We start from the raw sequence: 18,950 nt of genomic DNA on the forward strand, positions 1-18,950 counted from the left end.
CCTCAATCATAAGAATAGATTGGGGGGATTTTTATGGTAATAAGAAGACATAAGAAAAGAAGGATGGGGTCACCTCCAGTTAATCAGTTAATATTTATTTCTTTTTTTATATTTATTGTGGTGATGATTGTAAGCATTTTAATCGTTAATGAAGGAATTAAACCAGTCTTGATGAATTATGCAAAAGTTCGTGTTGAACAGATTGCGAATCAGGCGATGGGGATTGCTGTTAGCAAAAAACTATCAGATGACCTGGAAGCAGGTGACTTAATCCAAGTACAATACGATGAAGAAGGAAGAGTAACAAACTATATTTTTAATGCTGTTGTGGAGAATCGTGTCCAGCGCAATGTACAGTACCGTGTGGAAAACTTTTTGAAATTATTAGAAAAGGGGGAAAGACCAGAAACAGGTGTACCACTTGAAGTTGAGTTGGAACTAGACCCTTCTGAACAAGAACTGTTGGATGATGTAAGAGAGAAAGGGTTACTGGTGGAAGTACCAATTGGGCAAGCGCTAGGTATTCCGGTGTTAGCTAATTTAGGTCCTAAAGTACCTGTCAATATGGAAGTGATCGGAAGTGTAGCAACAGAGATTACTAGTGAAATAGTCGAAACGGGCATAAATGGTGCGTATATCCATGTGAATGTTCATATTGCAGTTGAGATGATGGTAGTCATTCCTTTTGCGTCAGAACCTGCTAGAGTAGTACAGGATATCCCGGTTACAAAAGTGTTCTATCCAGGCGAAGTACCATATTATTATAACGATGGTGGAGAAGGAACAGATTTATCTATTCCTATAGACCCAACTTTACGCTAATTCTAATTTCCTATTTTTGCATTTGACAGAATATTTAGAAATAATATATAATTTCAACTACTATAATGACTACTAAACAAAAAGATTAGTAAATAAATAGAGGAGTTGGGGAAATGGAGAATAGATCACAGTGGGGGACCCGCCTTGGTTTTCTTCTAGCTGCAGTTGGATCTGCTATTGGATTAGGAAACATTTGGCGTTTCCCTGCAACTGCCTTTGAGAATGGTGGAGGTGCTTTCTTTATTCCGTATTTGTTTGCCTTATTAACAGCGGGTATTCCGCTGTTAATTATGGAATATACAATCGGACATAAATATCGTAGTTCATCACCGAGAAGTTTTTCGAAGATTAGTAAAGGGATGGAATGGATTGGTTGGTGGCAAGTACTTATTTCTTTTGTTATTTCTACGTATTATCCGATAATTATTGCCTGGGCAATGATGTATGCTTATTTTTCTCTAGGAACTAAATGGGGAGACGATCCTACCGCATTCTTTACCGGTGATTTTTTAAATCTTGCTGATCCAGGTACATTTGGTTCTATCGTACCTAATGTAATGATTCCGTTGTTGGTTGTATGGGTACTAGTATTATTTATTTTAGGACGAGGTGTAAAGAAAGGGATTGAAATAGCCAACCGTATTTTCATCCCGACATTGTTTATTGTATTTTTAATTATCGTTATTCGTGCCGTTACATTGCCAGGTGCAATGGAAGGATTAGATGCTTTCTTTAAGCCTGATTGGAATAAAATTGCTGATGGCTCTGTATGGGTAGCGGCATACGGCCAAATTTTCTTTAGTTTATCTATCGCTTTTGCGATTATGATTACGTATTCGTCTTACTTACCGAAAAAATCTGATATAACAAACAATGCGTTTATAACAGGATTTGCCAATTCATCTTTTGAATTATTGGCAGGTATTGGAGTCTTTGCTGTATTAGGGTTTATGGCAGTTCAATCAGGTACAGGTGTAGCTGAGGTAGTAGAAGGTGGTGTAGGATTAGCCTTTATGGTGTTTCCAGAAATCATTAGTCAAATGCCAGCTGCTAGCTTTTTCGGTTTCCTTTTCTTTGCATCCTTGTTCTTGGCTGGTTTGTCCTCGATGGTTTCGATTTCGGAGACTTATATTGCTGGAGTACAAGAGAAGTTTTCGATTTCGCGTGGGAAAGCAGTATTGTTTGGTGGCGGCTTGTCGCTAATTGCCTCCTTATTTTACGCAACACAAGGTGGTTTAAACTTATTAGATACGGTCGATTACTTTATTAATAATTATGGTGTAGCACTTGCTGGTTTATTTGAAGTAGTGGCAATTGCTTGGTTTGCTCGCTCATTACAAGACTTACAATCACATGCTGATGCTGTATCAGATATTAAATTAGGTATCTGGTGGAGAATTTGTTTAGGAATTATTACACCAATCGTATTAGGCTATATGATGTTGCAAAATCTTAAAACAGATTTAACTCGTCCGTATGGCGATTATCCATTTGAATTCCTATTCACATATGGTTGGCTTGTCGCAATTGGTGTTATGTTTATCGGTACGTTATTTACATTGAAGAAATGGCCGACAAAAGATAATCAAGCATAGATAGTCGGAACAGATTGGCTGTCTAGTTATAGAGTAGAAGGAGGATTTATTCATGTCTGCAAGTGCAATTGTTATGGCAATCGTTGGCGCAGTTATCATCTGGGGCGGTTTAATCGCAAGTATTGTGCGAGCAAAAATAGCTGCAAAATAATAAAAATAATCCGTAAAGCATTTATCACGGAGTAAACGTCTGTAATACCCCCACTTCAAGCTTCGAGTGAAACAAAGAAGATAAGTGGGGATAAACAGACGCTAACAATCAGTGGGAGTCAAAAACTCCCACTGATTGAAGTCTCACTTTATTTGCTTTACGGATTATTTCTTTCCCATTTGTTTAAATGTGGATAAGGATCAAAGGACCATTCTGTTTTACCGTTATCCTTGTACATTCCATAATGTAAATGTGGTGGGAATTTCCCTGAGGTTCCTGGAGGTCCATAACCAGAAGCACCGACAGAGCCAATCGTTTGTCCTGCTTCTACAATATCTCCAATTTCGAGTCCTTCAGCAAAACCATTTAAATGGGCATAATAATGATACCTATTGTAAATATCACGAATACCTACACGCCATCCACCATATTTATTCCAACCTTTTAATTCAACAACACCATGCGTAGTAGCTCTTACAGGGGTTCCGTAGTTTGCAAATATATCTGTTCCTTCGTGAATACGTCTACCACCAAACCCTCGAGCATCTCCCCATGTGTTACGGTAACTGTAATTGTAGCCTTTTGGAATGGGAAAAGCAGTGTCATCAAGACTAATCGTTTGGTAAGTTTTAAATAAACGAGCATAATTCATAATGGATAATACCGTTAATTCACGGTGATAGTAATTCCAAAGAGCTGTTCGAATATCTTGCTCTGACGGTCCGTATTGTTGTACGTAATGTGCCATGGTATATAGAATATCATAATCATTAGTAGGGTCTGCTATGCCATCACCAGTTCCATCTTTTCCGATTCCACCAAACATCTCAATGATTTCTTCTGATGTTGGCTCTGTAGTAGGTGTTAATCCATACCATTTTAAATCAGATATGCGGATGCTAATAATCGAGTCTTGTTCTTCTTCTTCAGACTGAATGTTAGCTTCGTAACGGTCAATCGCTGCTAAATAATACCATGGTATGAAGGTAATTGCTTCCATTTGCTTATAGAGATTGATTTTTTCTTGTTCATTATCCACATTTTCTTCTGCATGTGCTATAGTAGTAAGAAGAATAAAACATGTAAATATCAATAGTAAAGAACGCTGAATCAAAGGAATAGGCCTCCCTTGTATATTTATCAAATTGATACAAGTAGTTTTGGTCATATGCGTTGATTTCATGCTAGAAACTTTTGTTAATTTAACTATGTGAAAAAAGGTGTGAAAAGTCGTGGTTGAAGTACAAGGGCATCGTTACGAGATTATAAAGGATTATCGTGACGGATTTGAGGAGAAAGCATTTAAAGAAAGATATACAGATGTTTTAAGTAAATATGATTTTATCGTAGGCGATTGGGGCTATGAACAGCTTAGGTTGAAAGGATTTTATGATGATCAAAATCCTAAAGCAACGTTTGATACGAAAATAAGTACTTGTGAAGACTATTTATATGAGTATTGTAATTTTGGATGCCGTTTTTTTATTTTGAAGCAAATGGAAAACTAACACAAGTTGATTGTGTTAGTTTTCTTTATGTAGTAACGTCTTTATGTAAGAGCGAAAATCCTCTGCTTCCATTTCGTTAAAATGAAAAGCGTGCTCCACAAAATTACTTTCCATTAATTTTTCTAAATTGATTCGTGAGTATTTGTTGGTATTGAGGTTAACGACGAGAAAATCATCTCCTAAGCTAGGTGAAGAAGTAACGGCTAGGTCAAATCTTTCTGTATCTCCCATGAAGCTTACAAATCGTGTGACACTTTGTTCTTTTTCATTTTTAATAAACATCTTTTTTTCATCACTCATGTTATCCCTCCTTTTTTTCATAGTATAATTATTTCTAGTGCATATGTAAATATGCAATGGTATTCAAAAGGCAAATCATGACGAGGCTTTCATTAATATGGTATGATAGTAGATATATATAAATAAGTTATGAGCGGTAGGGGGAAATCATTATGTATTTTGTTGATATGAGAAAAATGAATGAAATATTAGATTATTTTGATCAAACATTAGCATTAGTAAAAGATAGTCAGTTTCAAACGCCTATCGAACATTTCGCATTGGAACGAATTTCTCACGTTCTAATTGAGAGTATGATAGATATTGGGAATATGATGATTGATGGTTTTATCATGCGTGATCCAGGTAGTTATGTAGATATCATCCATATTTTAGTTGATGAAAAAGTTATTCCAGCAGAAGAAAACGATGGATACGAAGCAGTAATCAATATGAGAAAAATGCTCGTACAGAATTTCAGACAGATTGACCATGATCATGTATCAAAAGTGATTGAAGAGAATATGCCTATTTTAGCCCGTTTTAGCTCGAATATACGTGCCTATTTAGCTTCTGAGATGGGTGTAGCAAATACTTTTACCGCTACAGCTGATAAATAAGACCATAACAATAAGATGGTCTTATTACAATGATAAAATTTAGAATATTCAAAACCTTTGCGTGGTATATGTTGTGAGTTTTCTCACAAAGAATTAAGCGAAAATGTGGTTAAATAACAAAGGTGAAAATCAATAACATGAGTTGGAGTTACACAGTTTGTATATAACCAGATTAAAGAAATGGAGCGATGTATGATGCAACAATCAGTCATTACAGATAAGTTTGGACGAGCATTACAGGATTTGCGTATTTCCGTGACAGATCGTTGCAATTTTCGTTGTCGTTACTGTATGCCAAGAGAGATATTCGGTAAGGACTTTGCCTTTTTACCGAAAGAACATTTATTAACCTTTGAAGAAATCGAACGCTTAACGAAAATATTCCTGCAACTAGGTGTGCGAAAGGTACGTTTAACTGGTGGAGAACCACTGCTAAGGCGAGATATTACTACGTTAATTAAGCGATTAGCCCAATTAGAAGGTTTGCAAGATATTGGTTTAACAACAAACGCAGTCTTGCTTGGTAAGATGGCAAGCGATTTGAAAGAAGCCGGATTAAAACGTGTAAATGTTAGTCTGGATGCAATCGAAGACCAGACGTTTATGCAAATAAACGATAGTAATGTCAAAACACAACCTGTTATTAATAGTATTATCAAAGCAAAAGAAGTAGGTTTAGCCGTAAAAGTAAACATGGTTGTGAAAAAAGGGATGAATGAGCATCAACTGTTACCAATGGCCAAGTTTTTTAAAGAGTTAGGCATCACATTACGATTTATTGAATTTATGGATGTTGGACAAACGAATGGCTGGAACTTTGAACATGTCGTAACGAAAAAAGAAATATATGAGGAAATATCCAAGCGCTTTGATCTAGAACCAGTCAATCCTGCTTATTTTGGTGAGGTGGCAAAACGTTACCGTTATAAAGGAACAGATATAGAAGTAGGTTTTATCACATCTGTATCAGAGTCTTTTTGTTCTTCTTGTACAAGGGCAAGAATTGCAGCGGACGGTCATTTCTTTACGTGTCTCTTTGCTGGGGAAGGATTAAATGTAAAAGATATTTTACGTGACGGTGCAACAGATGATGAGGTGAAAGATACGATTGTATCAGGCTGGAAGTACCGTGATGATCGTTATTCAGATCTACGTACAGAAGAAACAGCGAAAAACCGTAAGAAAATTGAAATGTCTTATATCGGTGGGTGAAAAAGGGGCGTAGTTAGAATGTCGAATAAAGATAGGTATCATCGTCAAACACTTTTTCAAGGTATTGGCGAAAAAGGTCAAAGGCGGTTATTAACTAAGCATGTACTGATTATTGGCTGCGGTGCGCTCGGTTCTTCGGTAGCAGAGATGTTAGCAAGAGCAGGTATCGGAAAACTAACGATCATTGATCGTGACTATGTCGAATGGTCAAATTTGCAAAGACAGCATTTGTTTACAGAGTCAGATGTGGAACAGCAAATACCAAAGGCAATTGCTGCTTCAAACAAATTAAGAGAGATTAATAGTGGAATTGATATCCAGCCAGTTGTCGTTGATGCAACAGCAGACAATTTAGCTACTTATATACAAGCTGCAGATCTCGTGATCGATGCTACCGATAATTTTGATACACGCTTTATAATGAACGATCTTGTTCAAAAATATAATAAAACATGGATTTTTGGTGCGTGTGTTGGCAGTTCTGGAATGGCATTTACGATTATTCCTAATCAAACTCCTTGTTTAGATTGTTTACTAAAAGTAACACCAATGTTTGGTGCAACATGTGATGCGGTTGGTGTGATTGGTCCAGCAGTACAAATGGTTGTAACCCATCAAGTGACAGAAGCCTTAAAATTGCTTTCTGGTGTGGAATCAAAAATAATGAGTAAGTTGCTTATCTTTGATCTTTGGAATAATCATTATCAAACAGTTGATGTCAGTAGAGCGAAGCGAGATGATTGCGCAAGTTGTGGGAAAAAGCCAACATATCCTTGTTTATCTTATCAGAATAGAACGAAAACAGAAGCGCTCTGTGGTCGCGATACAGTACAAATTCGTGGAAAACAGTACCCGCTTGCTCAATTAGCGGATAAATTGCGTTTGCTTGGGAAGGTACAAGTAAATCCTTTTTTAGTATCAGTGGAAATACAAGAGAAAAGGGTCGTATTTTTTCATGATGGTCGCACCTTTGTACATGGAACGAACTCGATTGAAGCGGCTAAAAAAATATATTATCAAATTGTCGGATAGGAGTATGTATTATGTTAAATGAACGTCATCCAATACCTGTTTCAGAGGCAGTCCAACGTGTAATGGCATACAAGAAAACAGGTGAAATAGAATATGTTGCACTAACTGATGCTCATCAACGTGTGCTTGCAGAGGATTTACTAGCAGATCATGACGTGCCTATTTTTGACCGTTCTCCCTATGATGGATATGCACTCCAATCAGCTTCAACGAAACAGGCAAAAGAAGAATCCCCTGTTGTATTAGAAGTTATCGGACATATTGGAGCAGGGAGTGTACATAATGAGGCAATTGCTAGTGATCAAGCTGTTCGTATTATGACAGGTGCACCGATTCCACGTGGTGCAGATGCAGTTATTATGCTAGAAGATACAGAAACCTTTGAAAGAAACGGAAAAAACTATGTATCGATAAAAAAACAACTACAATATCATCAAAATATTTCGTTTAAAGGGGAAGATGTTGAAAAAGGTACTTCTTTAGTGAAGAAAGGTACTGTCATTAACCCAGGAATTATCGCCTTACTTGCGACTTTTGGTTATGCTAAAGTCCCTGTTGCAAGAAAGCCTGTAATTGGTGTGATTGCAACAGGGAGTGAATTGCTAGAGGTAGATCAGCTGTTAGAACCAGGTAAAATTCGAAATAGTAATGCATACATGATCATTAGTCAAATTGAAAGAGCAGGAGCTATACCGAAATATTATGGTCAATTAGAAGATGATCTAGAGCAAAGTGTGCAAAAAATATCGAAAGTAATCGAGGAGGTAGACTTCTTCATTACAACTGGTGGTGTATCTGTCGGAGATTTTGATTTGCTACCCGAAATTTATCAACGTTTAGAAGGAAAAGTATTATTTAATAAGGTGGCAATGAGACCTGGTAGTGTTACAACAGTTACAGCTACTGATGAAATACTTTTGTTTGGTTTGTCAGGTAATCCTTCTGCATGTTACGTAGGTTTTGAACTGTTTACGAAACCAGTGATTGATGCCTTTCTTGCTAAAGAGGTAGTAGGTATGAAGCAAATGCAAGCAACGTTAGCAGTAGACTTTCCAAAGGCAAATCCATTTGATCGGTTTGTTCGAGGTGTGTATGAAATAGAGGATGGCGAACTTATTGCCAGGCCGGCTGGTAAAGATAAATCAAATATGGTGCACAGCTTAGCAAGTGCCAACTGTTTGATTCAATTAACTGGTGGAGTAGCTGGTTACAAACAAGGGGATCATGTGACGATTCATCTATTGTAGTTAGGAGAATAGATATGGTAGATAAATTATTTGAAGTAATAGAAGAACCAATTTCTGTAGAGGCATTAATAAAAAAAGTAGAAAGTCGTAATGCCGGTGCGATCACAACTTTTATTGGTACAGTGCGTGAACTGACGGGTGAAAAGAAAACCGTTTATTTAGAATATCAAGCATATGTACCGATGGCAGAGAAAATGCTTGCACAAATTGGAAAAGAAATCAATGATAAGTGGGAAAATACGAAAGTAGCGATCACGCACCGAATCGGTTCATTAGATATAACAGAAATTGCTGTTGTCATTGCCGTTTCATCACCACATCGCAAGGCAGCCTATCAAGCGAATGAATATGCAATTGAACGAATTAAACAAATTGTGCCGATTTGGAAGAAAGAACGATGGGAAGATGGAGAAGCATGGATTGGTGATCAATTAGGAAACGTGCCATATCCTACAGGAAAACCAGAAGTAAAGGGTGAAAGTGATGATTGATGTATTATTATTTGCTCAATTACAAGAAGAAGCTGGTACCGATAAGTTACAAATAGATAAACAATCCATTACGGTAAAAGAAATAAAACGAGAACTACAAGAAGAGTATCATTTAAGCCAATTGAAGGAGTCAATGGTAGCAGTCAATGAAGCATACGCATTAGAAGATGACCTGATACAAACAGGCGACACAGTAGCGATTATTCCGCCTGTAAGTGGTGGTTAATATGTATGTCGTCCAAGTAGTTGGATATAAGAACAGTGGTAAAACAACACTTATTTCGGAATGGTTAACGTATTTAAGTGAAAAAGGGTACGAGACTGCTACGATTAAACATCATGGTCATGGTGGTGAACCAGAACAAATCAAAGAAACAGATCATTACCGCCATTTCGTAAGTGGTGCGAGTCTTTCTGCAGTAGTAGGTGAAAACGAACTGTTGCTTACGGCCGATAAGCGAAAACTGCCAATGAAGCCATTATTACAACTTTATCATTCTTTAGGAGTGGAGGTAGTCATTATAGAAGGTTATAAACAGCTCCCTTTACCTAAAATTGTCCTGCCAAATGATTCGGACAGACTACAAGATAAGTTAACGAATGTGCAATATGTTTATCAAGGAGATACAAAACAGCTTTTTCATACAGTAGAAGCGAATTGGCATCTATTTGATTGGGAGAAGATTAAGGCGGTATTTTGACAAGTAAAAAGGGTGTGTCAATGTGCAACAAATAGCAGGAATTCTATTAATGGGCGGTAAGTCCTCAAGGTTCAATAAGGATAAAGCTTATGCTATATATGATGGGAAATACTTTTATGAACATATATTCGAAGTGATCTCTTCTCATGTAGAGAGCACAATTGTTGTGGCACATGATAAACAGAAAGTAGACGATCATGTTCAGGTGATAAGTGATGTAGCTCGTTTTCAAGGTCAAGGGCCACTTGCAGGAATATATTCAGCGATGATCGCCAAAGAAGCGGAATGGTACGTTGTGTTACCTGTAGATATGCCGTTTATCGATTCGAGTATTATTAAAACGTTAATTGCCCACCGTATGAAAGAGGTAAATGGAGTTGTAGCTCGAATACGTGATAAAATCCAACCATTAGTGGCAGTATATCACCGAAGTATTTGCGATGTTATACATAAACACTTAATAGCAGAAAAACGTTCGATGCACAGCTTGTTAGACGTACTTCGAGTAGAGTATGTTGATTTTACAGATGATGATGCACATGCCTTTCGAAACATTAATACGCAGGAAGAATATGAGCTGTACATGAAAGAGTGAGGAAGAAATGAAGAATCTAAAACGAATTGGTTGGTTAATTGGTGGAGGCATAAGTCTATTAATAGGCTTTATTGGAGTTGTAGCTCCGCTTGTACCAACCACACCTCTTATCATATTAGCTGCTTTTTGTTTTAGTAAGTCATCGAAAACATTACACCAGTGGCTGATTATGAATAAATACTTTGGTCATTATATTCAAGATTACCAAAAGGGAAAAGGTGTACCTTTTAAAATAAAAGTGATAGCGGTTGTAAGTGTCTGGCTAAGCATGCTTGTAACACTGATTACAATCCCATTATTATTCGTGAGGATTTTGATGCTTTTCGTTGCAAGTTTTGTATCGATTTTTATCTTCACCTCTCCGATTTTGAAGAGTAAACAAGAGTATGAAGCATCTAGTAATAAATGATAAGAAAAACGCACATACAAAGGAATTTATCCTGCGTTGTATGTGCGTTAATTCATTTATTCATCCTCATCTAATATACTATCGTTGGTTTGACTATGTGCAAGTCGTGAGGAGGCTGCTGCTGCAATCGCTCCGACGATATCATCTAGGAACGTATGACATCCCTGTGATTTATCGTTTAGTTTTTCTAAAATACCTGGTTTCACTTTGTCGATATATCCGTAATTAGTAAATCCGATCGAACCATAGACGTTAACAATAGATAAAGCGATCACTTCATCTATACCGTATAAGCTTTCATCTGTTTCTAATATTTCTTGGAGTGGCTGTTCTAATTTATTCTCTTCAGCAAGAACATCCAGGTGAATACCGGTAATGATCGCGTTTTGCACTTCGCGTTTTCGCAAGACTCGTTCCACATTTTCTAGACATTCTTCCATCGTTAAATTTTCTTGATATTTGTTTTGAAGAAAATAAACTAAGTCTGCAATATCCTCTAGTTTTACCCCACGTTCTGTTAACCATTTACGTGCTTTTTGCTCTAGTGGTGATTGTTTACGTTCTGTTGCCATTAGCTCACATCCTATATTCATCATTTTCATTTCTTGTTTCACATATATTTTACTATATGAATTATAGAGGGGGAAATACGATGCACCCAATATTTTTACATTACCCAATTCAGGTCCCGACTAAACAAGTATCAGAAAAACCATATATGACATTCGCCGATCAATCTTATTACTATTTCATTATACCGACTAACGTTACAGAGCGAGTTGCGCTTGAATTATATACGATTGCTACTCATTATCATCAACAAGGCTGGACAAATGTAACATGCCCTATTCCGAATGTGCATAACCAATTCTTAACAACGATCGGTAAAGACACTTATTTATTATGCTACGGGATACAGAGAGAAGATGACCGCACAGAATCAATCAAGCTTGCAGATTTTCATCAAGCAGGTTTTCGTTATCCCTATCAACCAAGCACGATTAATAGTTATGGTAGCTGGAAAGATTTATGGATAGCAAAAATCGATCAGTATGAAGGAATGTTTAAACAATTATATCAAAAGCGACCATCTACACCTTTTCTTCGAGAATTGGTTGATATGTTTCCTTATATTATTGGTTTAGCGGAAAATGCTATTCAATACCTTTATCTTGTGGAGCAAGAAACACAATTTAACGAAAGTGATCAACCATCAATGACGTTTGGTCGTTATCAGCGAGATTTACTAGATGAATTTATATGGAGTGACAGATTGATATATGATCATCCTGTTCGTGATATCGCTGAGAAAATGCGATATTTTATGCAAACATCTGAAGGGTTGTCTTCTCATGACAGTCAGCAATTTTTGCACGGTTATCTTACGAAGTTACCATTATCTATTTTTGGCTGGAAGTTATTATATGCAAGGTTGCTCTTTCCAATTCATTTATTTGATTTCATTGACCAAGTTCAGCATGATACTATTTCTTCCGCTAGTATCGAAGAATTTATCAACATTCAGACCTATTATGAAGAACATTTGCGGACATTTTTTTACAAAATGGGCATTGATGTGAGAGAAACAAATAGTATACAATTAGATTGGTTAGTGGATAGATAAAGGCAAGTTTCAACGCTCTATTATGATGATAACAGTGTGTGAAAAGAACTAGTTTTCGAAGACTAAGCAAATTAGTTTGCTGACAAAAAAGAGGAGAACTAGCATCAAAATGTCATAAAATCAATTTGCTGACAAAAATAAAAGAAAATACGATCAGTTTTTGTCAGTAACAAAGAAAATGAATGATAGGCATCTTTCTCGTATTATCTAAGTTTTCTTAATTTTTGGTTAAATTCATCTTGCTAAAGCCACTATTCAGATGTATAATGTCCACTATATATAAACAACTGTTCACGTAAAGTATACATGGGGGAGGACGTCTAGATGAATCAAGTTAATGTTGGATTGTGTGGTTTAGGCACGGTTGGAACTGGTGTTGTGAAGCTTTTGCAAAGCCATGCAGATGAAATTAAATACAAGGTAGGCTGCGAGATTCAAATTAATAAAATTTTAGTTCATGATATAGAAAAGAAACGTGATGTAGCTATTCAACCAGAGTGGTTGACAGCTGATCCGGAAGAATTAGTAAGTAATCCTGAGATCGATATTATCATTGAAGTAATGGGTGGTATTGAAGATACGAATCTTTTATTAGAAAAAGCTGTTCGTAATAAGAAACATATTGTGACAGCTAATAAAGATTTAATGGCTGTTCACGGACAAAAATTGTTACGATTAGCAAAAGAAAATAATTGTGATATCTTATATGATGCTAGTGTTGCTGGCGGGATACCGATTATTCGTTCCTTAACAGAAGGATTGGCTTCGGATAAAATCCAAAAAATTATGGGGATTGTCAATGGAACAACGAATTATATCTTAACGAAAATGACAGATGAGGAATTGGCATTCGAGCCGGTATTACAAGAAGCGCAGGAGTTAGGTTTTGCTGAAGCAGATCCAACATCTGACGTTGATGGACTGGATGCAGCGCGCAAAATGGCACTACTAGCGAATTTAGCTTTCAAAATGGAAATTGGTTTAGAGGATGTAGAAGTTTCGGGAATTCGGACTATTTCACAAGAGGATATATCATTCGCTACAAGCTTAGGTTATACGATTAAATTAATCGGTATTGCATCATCACAGAATGGAAAAGTAGAAGTAAGTGTGGAGCCAACACTATTACCACAAGAGCACCCACTTGCACTAGTGAAAAACGAGTTTAATGCAGTTTATGTCTATGGAGAGGCAGTTGGCGAAACAATGTTCTATGGACCTGGTGCGGGAAGCATGCCGACAGCTACAGCCGTTGTATCAGATTTAATGGATGTCGTAAAAAATATCCGTCTAGGTATTACTGGTAATGAATATGTCTTACCACAATATGAAAAACAATTAAAAGAAGATAAAGATAAATATATGCAGTATTTTATTCGAATGGAAGTTGCGGATGAAGCAGGTACATTCCAGGAGATAACAAATGTTTTCACAGATGAACAAGTAAGCTTCCAAAAGATTTTACAGTTGCCATCGGAAAAAGATAACATGGCCGAAATCGTTATGGTTACACACCAAATTAGTAAGCAACAACTATTAAATAGTAGAGAAAATCTAAATGGATTAGACGTTGTTAATGAAATAATCAGTTGTTATCGCGTCGATGGGGAGGATAAATAAAAATGGCATGGCAAGGATTGTTACAAGAATATAAAACGTATTTACCACTAGAAGATAATACCCCGTTAATTAGTTTGCATGAAGGAAATACGCCACTAATTAAATTAGAAAAATTATCAGAAAAGTATGGCATTCATGCATATGCAAAATATGAAGGGTTAAACCCTACTGGTTCTTTTAAAGATCGAGGAATGGTAATGGCGATGGCCAAAGCAGTAGAAAGTGGTGCAAAGGCAGTCATCTGTGCATCAACAGGTAATACATCCGCATCTGCTGCGGCTTTTGCTGCACGTGCTGGACTTAAATGTATTGTCGTTATTCCCGAAGGAAAAATTGCACAAGGGAAATTAGCACAAGCAGTTATGTATGGTGCAGATATTTATTCGATTAAAGGGAATTTTGATGATGCACTGCGTTATGTTCGTAAATTAGCAGAGAGTGGGAAAGTAGCGCTTGTTAATTCGGTTAACCCATATCGTATTGAAGGACAAAAAACTGCTGCATTTGAAGTTTGTGATGCACTTGGTAAAGCACCAGAGTATTTGTTTATCCCGGTTGGTAATGCAGGAAATATTACGGCATATTGGAAAGGATTCAAAGAATACAATGAAGAAAGATCTACAGGCTTGCCACAAATGATGGGATTTGAGGCAAGTGGTGCGGCAGCTATCGTACATGACCGTGTCTTTGAAAATCCAGAAACCGTTGGTACAGCGATTCGGATCGGAAATCCTGCAACCTGGCAAGGAGCGGTAAATGCACGTGATGAATCGAATGGTGAAATTGATGAAGTCACAGATGAAGAAATGATCGCAGCGTACAAATGGATTGCGCAGAATGAAGGAGTTTTTGCTGAACCAGCATCATGTGCCTCTGTAGCAGGTTTATTGAAAAAGTTAGAAGAAGGTAAAGTAGCAAAAGGCTCAACCGTTGTTACGGTGTTAACAGGTAATGGATTGAAAGATCCAGATACAGCGATTAATTATAGTGAAGTTAAACCAACCGTACTCCCAAATGATGAAGAAGTCATTATCAATGAAATTATGGGTAGTGTTGAGGCATGAGTTGGTCAATAAAAGTACCTTCTAGCACAGCAAATTTAGGAGCGGGATTTGATTCCATTGGTCTTGCTCTTAATTTATATTTAGAATTGAACATAGAAGAAGCGGATGAATGGCAGTTTATTGCTGCATCCGCTTGTTTAGAAGGTATTCCGATTGGAAAAGAGAATTTAGTTTATCAAATTGTTGAGCAAGTAGCGAAGTTGTATGGTAAAGAAAATCAGATTCCTGCTTGCCATGTCACGATGAAAAGTGAAATTCCACTTGCGAGAGGGTTGGGAAGTAGTGCGACAGCCGTTGTTGCTGGTATTGAATTAGCTAATGTTCTGTTGGATTTACACCTCACTGAAGCAGATAAAGTGCAAATTGCAACAGACATGGAAGGCCATCCTGATAATGTTGCTCCATCATTATTAGGAGGTTGTGTAATCGGTCATTATGACGGAACGGTAACCTATTCACAAGTTGCAATTAAAGGTGTTACCTTTGTCGCTTGTATTCCTAATTTTGAATTAAAAACAAAAGATGCTCGTAATGCCCTGCCTGTTCAGTTCAGTTTTAAAGAAAGTGTGCAAGCTAGTAGTGTAGCCAACGTGAGTATTGCGGCACTTTGCCAAGGTGATTGGCAAACATTGGGGGAAATGATGGACAAGGACCCATTTCATCAGCCATACCGTAAAGCTCTCATACCACACTATGATGAGCTCCATCATTATTTGAAAGAGCAAGGTGCTTATGGCGTCTTTTTAAGTGGAGCAGGCCCGACTATGCTAGCAGTTGTGGAAGAAGAAAAGGCAAATTCACTTGTAGATAAGTGGAAAGAAGGATATCCAGATTATGACTGGTTTGCTTTACAAGTAGAGCATAGAGGATCCGTTGTAGAAAAAATATAAATAAAAAAAGGATAATGCCACAATTATAGTGGTGTTATCCTTTTTTTTTGATACAGAAACACAAACTTGTTTTCTTATTTTATAGAAATTTTGAGTAAGAGTGTTCGCCGTCCTGGTAATAATATAATTCGCTATCGTCTTCTGACTCAAATATATGAACCATTTTTTCGAAGTCATGAGCTAACTGATAGTCGAAAAGATTTTCCTTTTTGATCCAAAATACTTTTCCTTCACGTGATGATTGTAGTTCTCCAGTAAACTCATTTGTTTTATATAGAAAGACAACATAACGCTCTCCGGCGCTTGTCTGGAATTGCTTGATTCCACAAAGAGTGGGGGATGATATCGTTAAGCCCGTCTCCTCATACACTTCACGTATAACAGAAGTAGTGAATGACTCTGCTTGTTGGACATGCCCACCTGGAAAAGTGATACCAGACCAATCAGATTTTACTCGATCTTGTACGAGAATTTGTCCAGTACTATCATAAATCATACACATATTTGTAAAGATTGCTTGTTCACTTCTACTCAATGATATCACCTTTTTGTTGATTTTTTTGAAAACGTAAAAAGGAAACGTCTCTAGTAGTAGAAACGTTTCCTGCTAAAGATATGAATTAAAAAACTTGTTCGATTTCCATAACACCAGGTATTTCAGCCATCAAAGCGCGCTCGATACCAGCTTTAAGTGTAATGGTAGAACTTGGGCAGTTACCACATGCCCCCATCAAACGTAAACGTACGATTCCGTCTTCTACCTCTACTAATTCGACGTCGCCACCATCACGTAATAAGAATGGGCGTAATTTATTTAATACTTCTTGAACTTGTGCTGTTTGTTCTTCCATGAGTGGAGATTCCCCCTTCATCGCTACTATCTCTATAGTAAGTGTTACATAAATGATAAACATTTTCAACTTTATTTTACTGTTTTCTGATTTATTTGTAAATGATCTTGTGTTACAAATATATATAGGAAGTAAGACGTTCTGATTTTGTGAAGGTGTGATATAATGAGGGTAACTATTAATGTTGGTTTCTGTGTGAAAAATCTAGCAAAAGGTACGGAACAAGTACGGCAACAATTAGTAAAAGATCCAGACTTAGAAGTAATGGAATATGGGTGCACGAGTAATTGTGGGATTTGTCGAAAATACCATGTTGCGGTTGTGGAAGGCAAACCGGTTAAAGCAGATACACCAGACCAATTATTAGAGAATATTAATGAATATATTGATAATGTATTAATCGATCAGTTATGAAGAGAGGACAGACAGAAATGAATATACCTTTTACGAAAATGCATGGTTTAGGCAATAGTTATATTTTTATTAATGTATTTGATTTTACATTAGAAGAGGAAATGCTAGCTGATTTGGCAAGAGCAGTATCTGATAAAGATACTGGTATTGGTTCAGATGGTTTAATTTTAATTCATCCAACAGAACATGCAGAAGTAGGCATGCGTATTTTTAATAAAGATGGTTCAGAAGGAAAAAATTGTGGCAATGGCCTTCGTTGTGTAGCGAAGTATGCTTATGAAAACCAGTTAGTTGATACAAAGCAATTTACGATTGAAACGAAAGCAGGCAATGTTAGTGCAGAAGTGCACGGAGATCACACTCATGTTGAAGAAGTAACCATTGATATGGGCAAACCATTGTTGAAACGTTCAGAAATTCCTATGCTAGGGGAAGATAAAGAGCAAGTAGTTGCTGAACCATTCCTAGTAGGTGATGAAACACTAGCGGTGACAACTGTTTCAATGGGGAATCCACATGCTGTATTCTTTGTTGAAGGTATTAATGAAGCTCCATTAACTACATTGGGACCAGTTATTGAAAAAGATGAACGTTTCCCTGAGAGTGTGAATGTGGAGTTTATTGAAAAGGTAAATGATCATGAGATTCACTTCCGAGTATGGGAAAGAGGCTCTGGAGTAACACAAGCGTGTGGTACTGGTGCTTGTGCCTCCGTTGTAGCTTCTGTTTTAAATGAGAAGTTAGCGAAAGGTCAAGAAATTACGGTTCATTTAGCTGGTGGAGATTTGTATATTACTTGGGCAGAAGATGACCATGTTTGGATGCGTGGTAAAGCAGAAACAACGATTGAAGGAACGTTTATTAGAGCATAAGTAAAAGCAAATTCATTGAATTAACTTTTGGTAGTTTGTATACTGATAGTTACAACAAAAAGTAAATTACTTAGAAAAAGGAGTTTTTTCTATGGTTCTTAATATTACAGATAGTGCTAGAAATCAAATCTTTGAAATGTTGAAAGAAGAGGATGCAGATAGTGTTCGCCTTCGTTTCGGAGTTAAGGGTGGCGGATGTAGTGGTCTTTCTTATTCATTAGGCTTTGATTACGATGTAAATGAAGAATTAGATCATATGGAAGAAGCAAATGGAATCCCAGTAACTATTAAAAAATTTGATATCAATGTTATTGAAGGAACAACAATTGATTTCAAACAAAACATGATGGGCGGAGGATTCACGATTGATAACCCGAACGCTATTATCTCATGTGGCTGTGGCTCTTCCTTTAAAGCGAAGGAAAGAGAAGGAGCACCAGAGAGTTGTTAATAAAAAGACTTGCTATACATTTTTAGTATAGCAAGTCTTTTTGCTTTTTTGACAACGAAATAACGAATCAAGGAAATTAACTAAACAAATTTTGTATCCATGAGATCGTTTGAAAAATAACTAAAAGACTTAATATGATCGCGGAAAGAATGGCGCCTATTTTGGCAAATAAATGCTCTTTATACTTGATACCAACTATTATGGACAAAATAAGTAGACCAATGACAATCAAGCCTTCTGCTATTGAAAATCCAAGAAAATCAGATAAATGCTCAATGAGCTCCTTCCTGTTAATGGTCGTACCAGAAAATGTCACTCCTACTAAGAAAAATAGTAATGCTAAACTTCCGACACCTAACGCCTTTTTTTCGGTATTCAATTTTTCACCTCATTTCAAAAAACATCCTGTAATGCGCTTTCATTTGTTAGTTCTAATGTAACATATTTTACGAAATATTCCTATCACTAAAAAGAATAAAAAAGCATCGAGACGAAAAAATGA

General features: G+C 36.8%; 26 protein-coding genes. 20 read left to right on the forward strand and 6 right to left on the reverse strand.

Annotated elements, in window-relative coordinates:
- The first annotated feature begins 33 nt into the window (after positions 1–33).
- From yunB to SH601_RS01945, 3 genes are all read left to right on the forward strand, one after another.
- The gene (yunB, locus tag SH601_RS01935) at positions 34–822 is read left to right on the forward strand and encodes a sporulation protein YunB (protein WP_319956537.1); all 789 of its coding nucleotides are present in this window, start codon (positions 34–36) and stop codon (positions 820–822) included.
- 113 nt (positions 823–935) lie between these two features.
- Positions 936–2,417, forward strand: a complete 1,482-nt coding sequence (locus SH601_RS01940) for a sodium-dependent transporter (protein ID WP_319956538.1) — start codon at positions 936–938, stop codon at positions 2,415–2,417.
- A gap of 52 nt (positions 2,418–2,469) precedes the next feature.
- A complete protein-coding gene (locus tag SH601_RS01945) occupies positions 2,470–2,568 on the forward strand; it encodes a MetS family NSS transporter small subunit (protein ID WP_319956539.1) in 99 nt (32 codons plus the stop codon).
- A gap of 157 nt (positions 2,569–2,725) precedes the next feature.
- Here the strand turns inward: SH601_RS01945 and SH601_RS01950 are convergent, their stop codons facing one another.
- Positions 2,726–3,682: a M23 family metallopeptidase gene (locus SH601_RS01950; RefSeq protein ID WP_319956540.1), complete on the reverse strand. Its 957-nt coding sequence runs from the start codon at positions 3,680–3,682 to the stop codon at positions 2,726–2,728.
- 118 nt (positions 3,683–3,800) lie between these two features.
- On the opposite strand from SH601_RS01950, the gene SH601_RS01955 reads away from it, so the two are divergent.
- Positions 3,801–4,076, forward strand: coding sequence for a YutD family protein (locus SH601_RS01955; RefSeq protein ID WP_319956541.1), 276 nt, complete (start codon positions 3,801–3,803; stop codon positions 4,074–4,076).
- A gap of 15 nt (positions 4,077–4,091) precedes the next feature.
- On the opposite strand, the gene SH601_RS01960 is transcribed toward SH601_RS01955, so the two are convergent.
- Positions 4,092–4,376: an SAV0927 family protein gene (locus SH601_RS01960; protein ID WP_319956542.1), complete on the reverse strand. Its 285-nt coding sequence runs from the start codon at positions 4,374–4,376 to the stop codon at positions 4,092–4,094.
- A 152-nt stretch (positions 4,377–4,528) separates the two neighbouring features.
- On the opposite strand from SH601_RS01960, the gene SH601_RS01965 reads away from it, so the two are divergent.
- The 9 genes from SH601_RS01965 (at position 4,529) to SH601_RS02005 (ending at position 10,662) form a co-directional block, all read left to right on the forward strand.
- Complete coding sequence (locus tag SH601_RS01965) at positions 4,529–4,975, forward strand: DUF86 domain-containing protein (RefSeq protein WP_319956543.1); 447 nt, start codon at positions 4,529–4,531, stop codon at positions 4,973–4,975.
- 192 nt (positions 4,976–5,167) lie between these two features.
- Positions 5,168–6,187, forward strand: coding sequence for a GTP 3',8-cyclase MoaA (gene moaA / locus SH601_RS01970; protein ID WP_413775085.1), 1,020 nt, complete (start codon positions 5,168–5,170; stop codon positions 6,185–6,187).
- A gap of 18 nt (positions 6,188–6,205) precedes the next feature.
- Entirely contained in the window at positions 6,206–7,219 is a 1,014-nt protein-coding gene (locus SH601_RS01975; RefSeq protein WP_319956545.1) for a ThiF family adenylyltransferase, read from the forward strand.
- An 11-nt stretch (positions 7,220–7,230) separates the two neighbouring features.
- Complete coding sequence (locus tag SH601_RS01980) at positions 7,231–8,466, forward strand: molybdopterin molybdotransferase MoeA (protein ID WP_319956546.1); 1,236 nt, start codon at positions 7,231–7,233, stop codon at positions 8,464–8,466.
- A gap of 14 nt (positions 8,467–8,480) precedes the next feature.
- Positions 8,481–8,957 carry a molybdenum cofactor biosynthesis protein MoaE gene (locus tag SH601_RS01985; protein ID WP_319956547.1) on the forward strand — a complete coding sequence of 159 codons (477 nt, stop codon included), beginning with the start codon at positions 8,481–8,483 and terminating at the stop codon, positions 8,955–8,957.
- Positions 8,950–9,183, forward strand: a complete 234-nt coding sequence (gene moaD, locus SH601_RS01990) for a molybdopterin converting factor subunit 1 (protein WP_319956548.1) — start codon at positions 8,950–8,952, stop codon at positions 9,181–9,183. The genes SH601_RS01985 and moaD overlap by 8 nt, the downstream gene beginning before the upstream one ends.
- A gap of 1 nt (position 9,184) precedes the next feature.
- The gene (gene mobB, locus SH601_RS01995; RefSeq protein ID WP_319956549.1) at positions 9,185–9,658 is read left to right on the forward strand and encodes a molybdopterin-guanine dinucleotide biosynthesis protein B; all 474 of its coding nucleotides are present in this window, start codon (positions 9,185–9,187) and stop codon (positions 9,656–9,658) included.
- A gap of 22 nt (positions 9,659–9,680) precedes the next feature.
- Positions 9,681–10,253 carry a molybdenum cofactor guanylyltransferase gene (locus tag SH601_RS02000; protein WP_319956550.1) on the forward strand — a complete coding sequence of 191 codons (573 nt, stop codon included), beginning with the start codon at positions 9,681–9,683 and terminating at the stop codon, positions 10,251–10,253.
- A gap of 7 nt (positions 10,254–10,260) precedes the next feature.
- A complete protein-coding gene (locus SH601_RS02005) occupies positions 10,261–10,662 on the forward strand; it encodes a YbaN family protein (RefSeq protein WP_319956551.1) in 402 nt (133 codons plus the stop codon).
- Between the two features lie 56 nt (positions 10,663–10,718).
- Here the strand turns inward: SH601_RS02005 and SH601_RS02010 are convergent, their stop codons facing one another.
- Positions 10,719–11,234 carry a phosphatidylglycerophosphatase A family protein gene (locus SH601_RS02010; protein ID WP_319956552.1) on the reverse strand — a complete coding sequence of 172 codons (516 nt, stop codon included), beginning with the start codon at positions 11,232–11,234 and terminating at the stop codon, positions 10,719–10,721.
- Between the two features lie 80 nt (positions 11,235–11,314).
- Here SH601_RS02010 and SH601_RS02015 point away from each other — a divergent pair, with 80 nt between their 5' ends.
- The 4 genes from SH601_RS02015 (at position 11,315) to thrB (ending at position 15,860) form a co-directional block, all read left to right on the forward strand.
- Positions 11,315–12,286, forward strand: coding sequence for a protein kinase family protein (locus tag SH601_RS02015; RefSeq protein WP_319956553.1), 972 nt, complete (start codon positions 11,315–11,317; stop codon positions 12,284–12,286).
- Positions 12,287–12,610: 324 nt separating this feature from the next.
- Positions 12,611–13,906, forward strand: coding sequence for a homoserine dehydrogenase (locus tag SH601_RS02020; RefSeq protein WP_319956554.1), 1,296 nt, complete (start codon positions 12,611–12,613; stop codon positions 13,904–13,906).
- A gap of 2 nt (positions 13,907–13,908) precedes the next feature.
- Complete coding sequence (thrC, locus tag SH601_RS02025; protein ID WP_319956555.1) at positions 13,909–14,970, forward strand: threonine synthase; 1,062 nt, start codon at positions 13,909–13,911, stop codon at positions 14,968–14,970.
- Positions 14,967–15,860 (forward strand): homoserine kinase, encoded by an 894-nt coding sequence (thrB, locus tag SH601_RS02030; protein ID WP_319956556.1) that lies wholly within the window; start codon positions 14,967–14,969, stop codon positions 15,858–15,860. The genes thrC and thrB overlap by 4 nt, the downstream gene beginning before the upstream one ends.
- 79 nt (positions 15,861–15,939) lie before the next feature.
- Here thrB and SH601_RS02035 read toward each other — a convergent pair whose 3' ends face one another.
- Positions 15,940–16,404 carry an 8-oxo-dGTP diphosphatase gene (locus SH601_RS02035; protein WP_413775086.1) on the reverse strand — a complete coding sequence of 155 codons (465 nt, stop codon included), beginning with the start codon at positions 16,402–16,404 and terminating at the stop codon, positions 15,940–15,942.
- Between the two features lie 76 nt (positions 16,405–16,480).
- The gene (locus tag SH601_RS02040) at positions 16,481–16,732 is read right to left on the reverse strand and encodes a NifU family protein (protein WP_319956558.1); all 252 of its coding nucleotides are present in this window, start codon (positions 16,730–16,732) and stop codon (positions 16,481–16,483) included.
- Between the two features lie 144 nt (positions 16,733–16,876).
- Here SH601_RS02040 and SH601_RS02045 point away from each other — a divergent pair, with 144 nt between their 5' ends.
- The 3 genes from SH601_RS02045 to SH601_RS02055 all read left to right on the forward strand — a co-directional run bounded on the left by SH601_RS02045 (position 16,877) and on the right by SH601_RS02055 (position 18,448).
- Positions 16,877–17,125 (forward strand): DUF1450 domain-containing protein, encoded by a 249-nt coding sequence (locus SH601_RS02045; protein WP_319956559.1) that lies wholly within the window; start codon positions 16,877–16,879, stop codon positions 17,123–17,125.
- 17 nt (positions 17,126–17,142) lie between these two features.
- A complete protein-coding gene (gene dapF, locus SH601_RS02050; protein ID WP_319956560.1) occupies positions 17,143–17,997 on the forward strand; it encodes a diaminopimelate epimerase in 855 nt (284 codons plus the stop codon).
- A 91-nt stretch (positions 17,998–18,088) separates the two neighbouring features.
- On the forward strand, positions 18,089–18,448 hold the full coding sequence (locus SH601_RS02055; protein WP_319956561.1) for a HesB/IscA family protein: 360 nt from the start codon (positions 18,089–18,091) through the stop codon (positions 18,446–18,448).
- Positions 18,449–18,524: 76 nt separating this feature from the next.
- Here SH601_RS02055 and SH601_RS02060 read toward each other — a convergent pair whose 3' ends face one another.
- Positions 18,525–18,827 carry a hypothetical protein gene (locus SH601_RS02060; protein WP_319956562.1) on the reverse strand — a complete coding sequence of 101 codons (303 nt, stop codon included), beginning with the start codon at positions 18,825–18,827 and terminating at the stop codon, positions 18,525–18,527.
- Positions 18,828–18,950 lie beyond the last annotated feature (123 nt).

The sequence above is a fragment of the Gracilibacillus pellucidus genome, assembly GCF_033949965.1.
GTDB lineage: Bacteria > Bacillota > Bacilli > Bacillales > Amphibacillaceae > Gracilibacillus > Gracilibacillus pellucidus.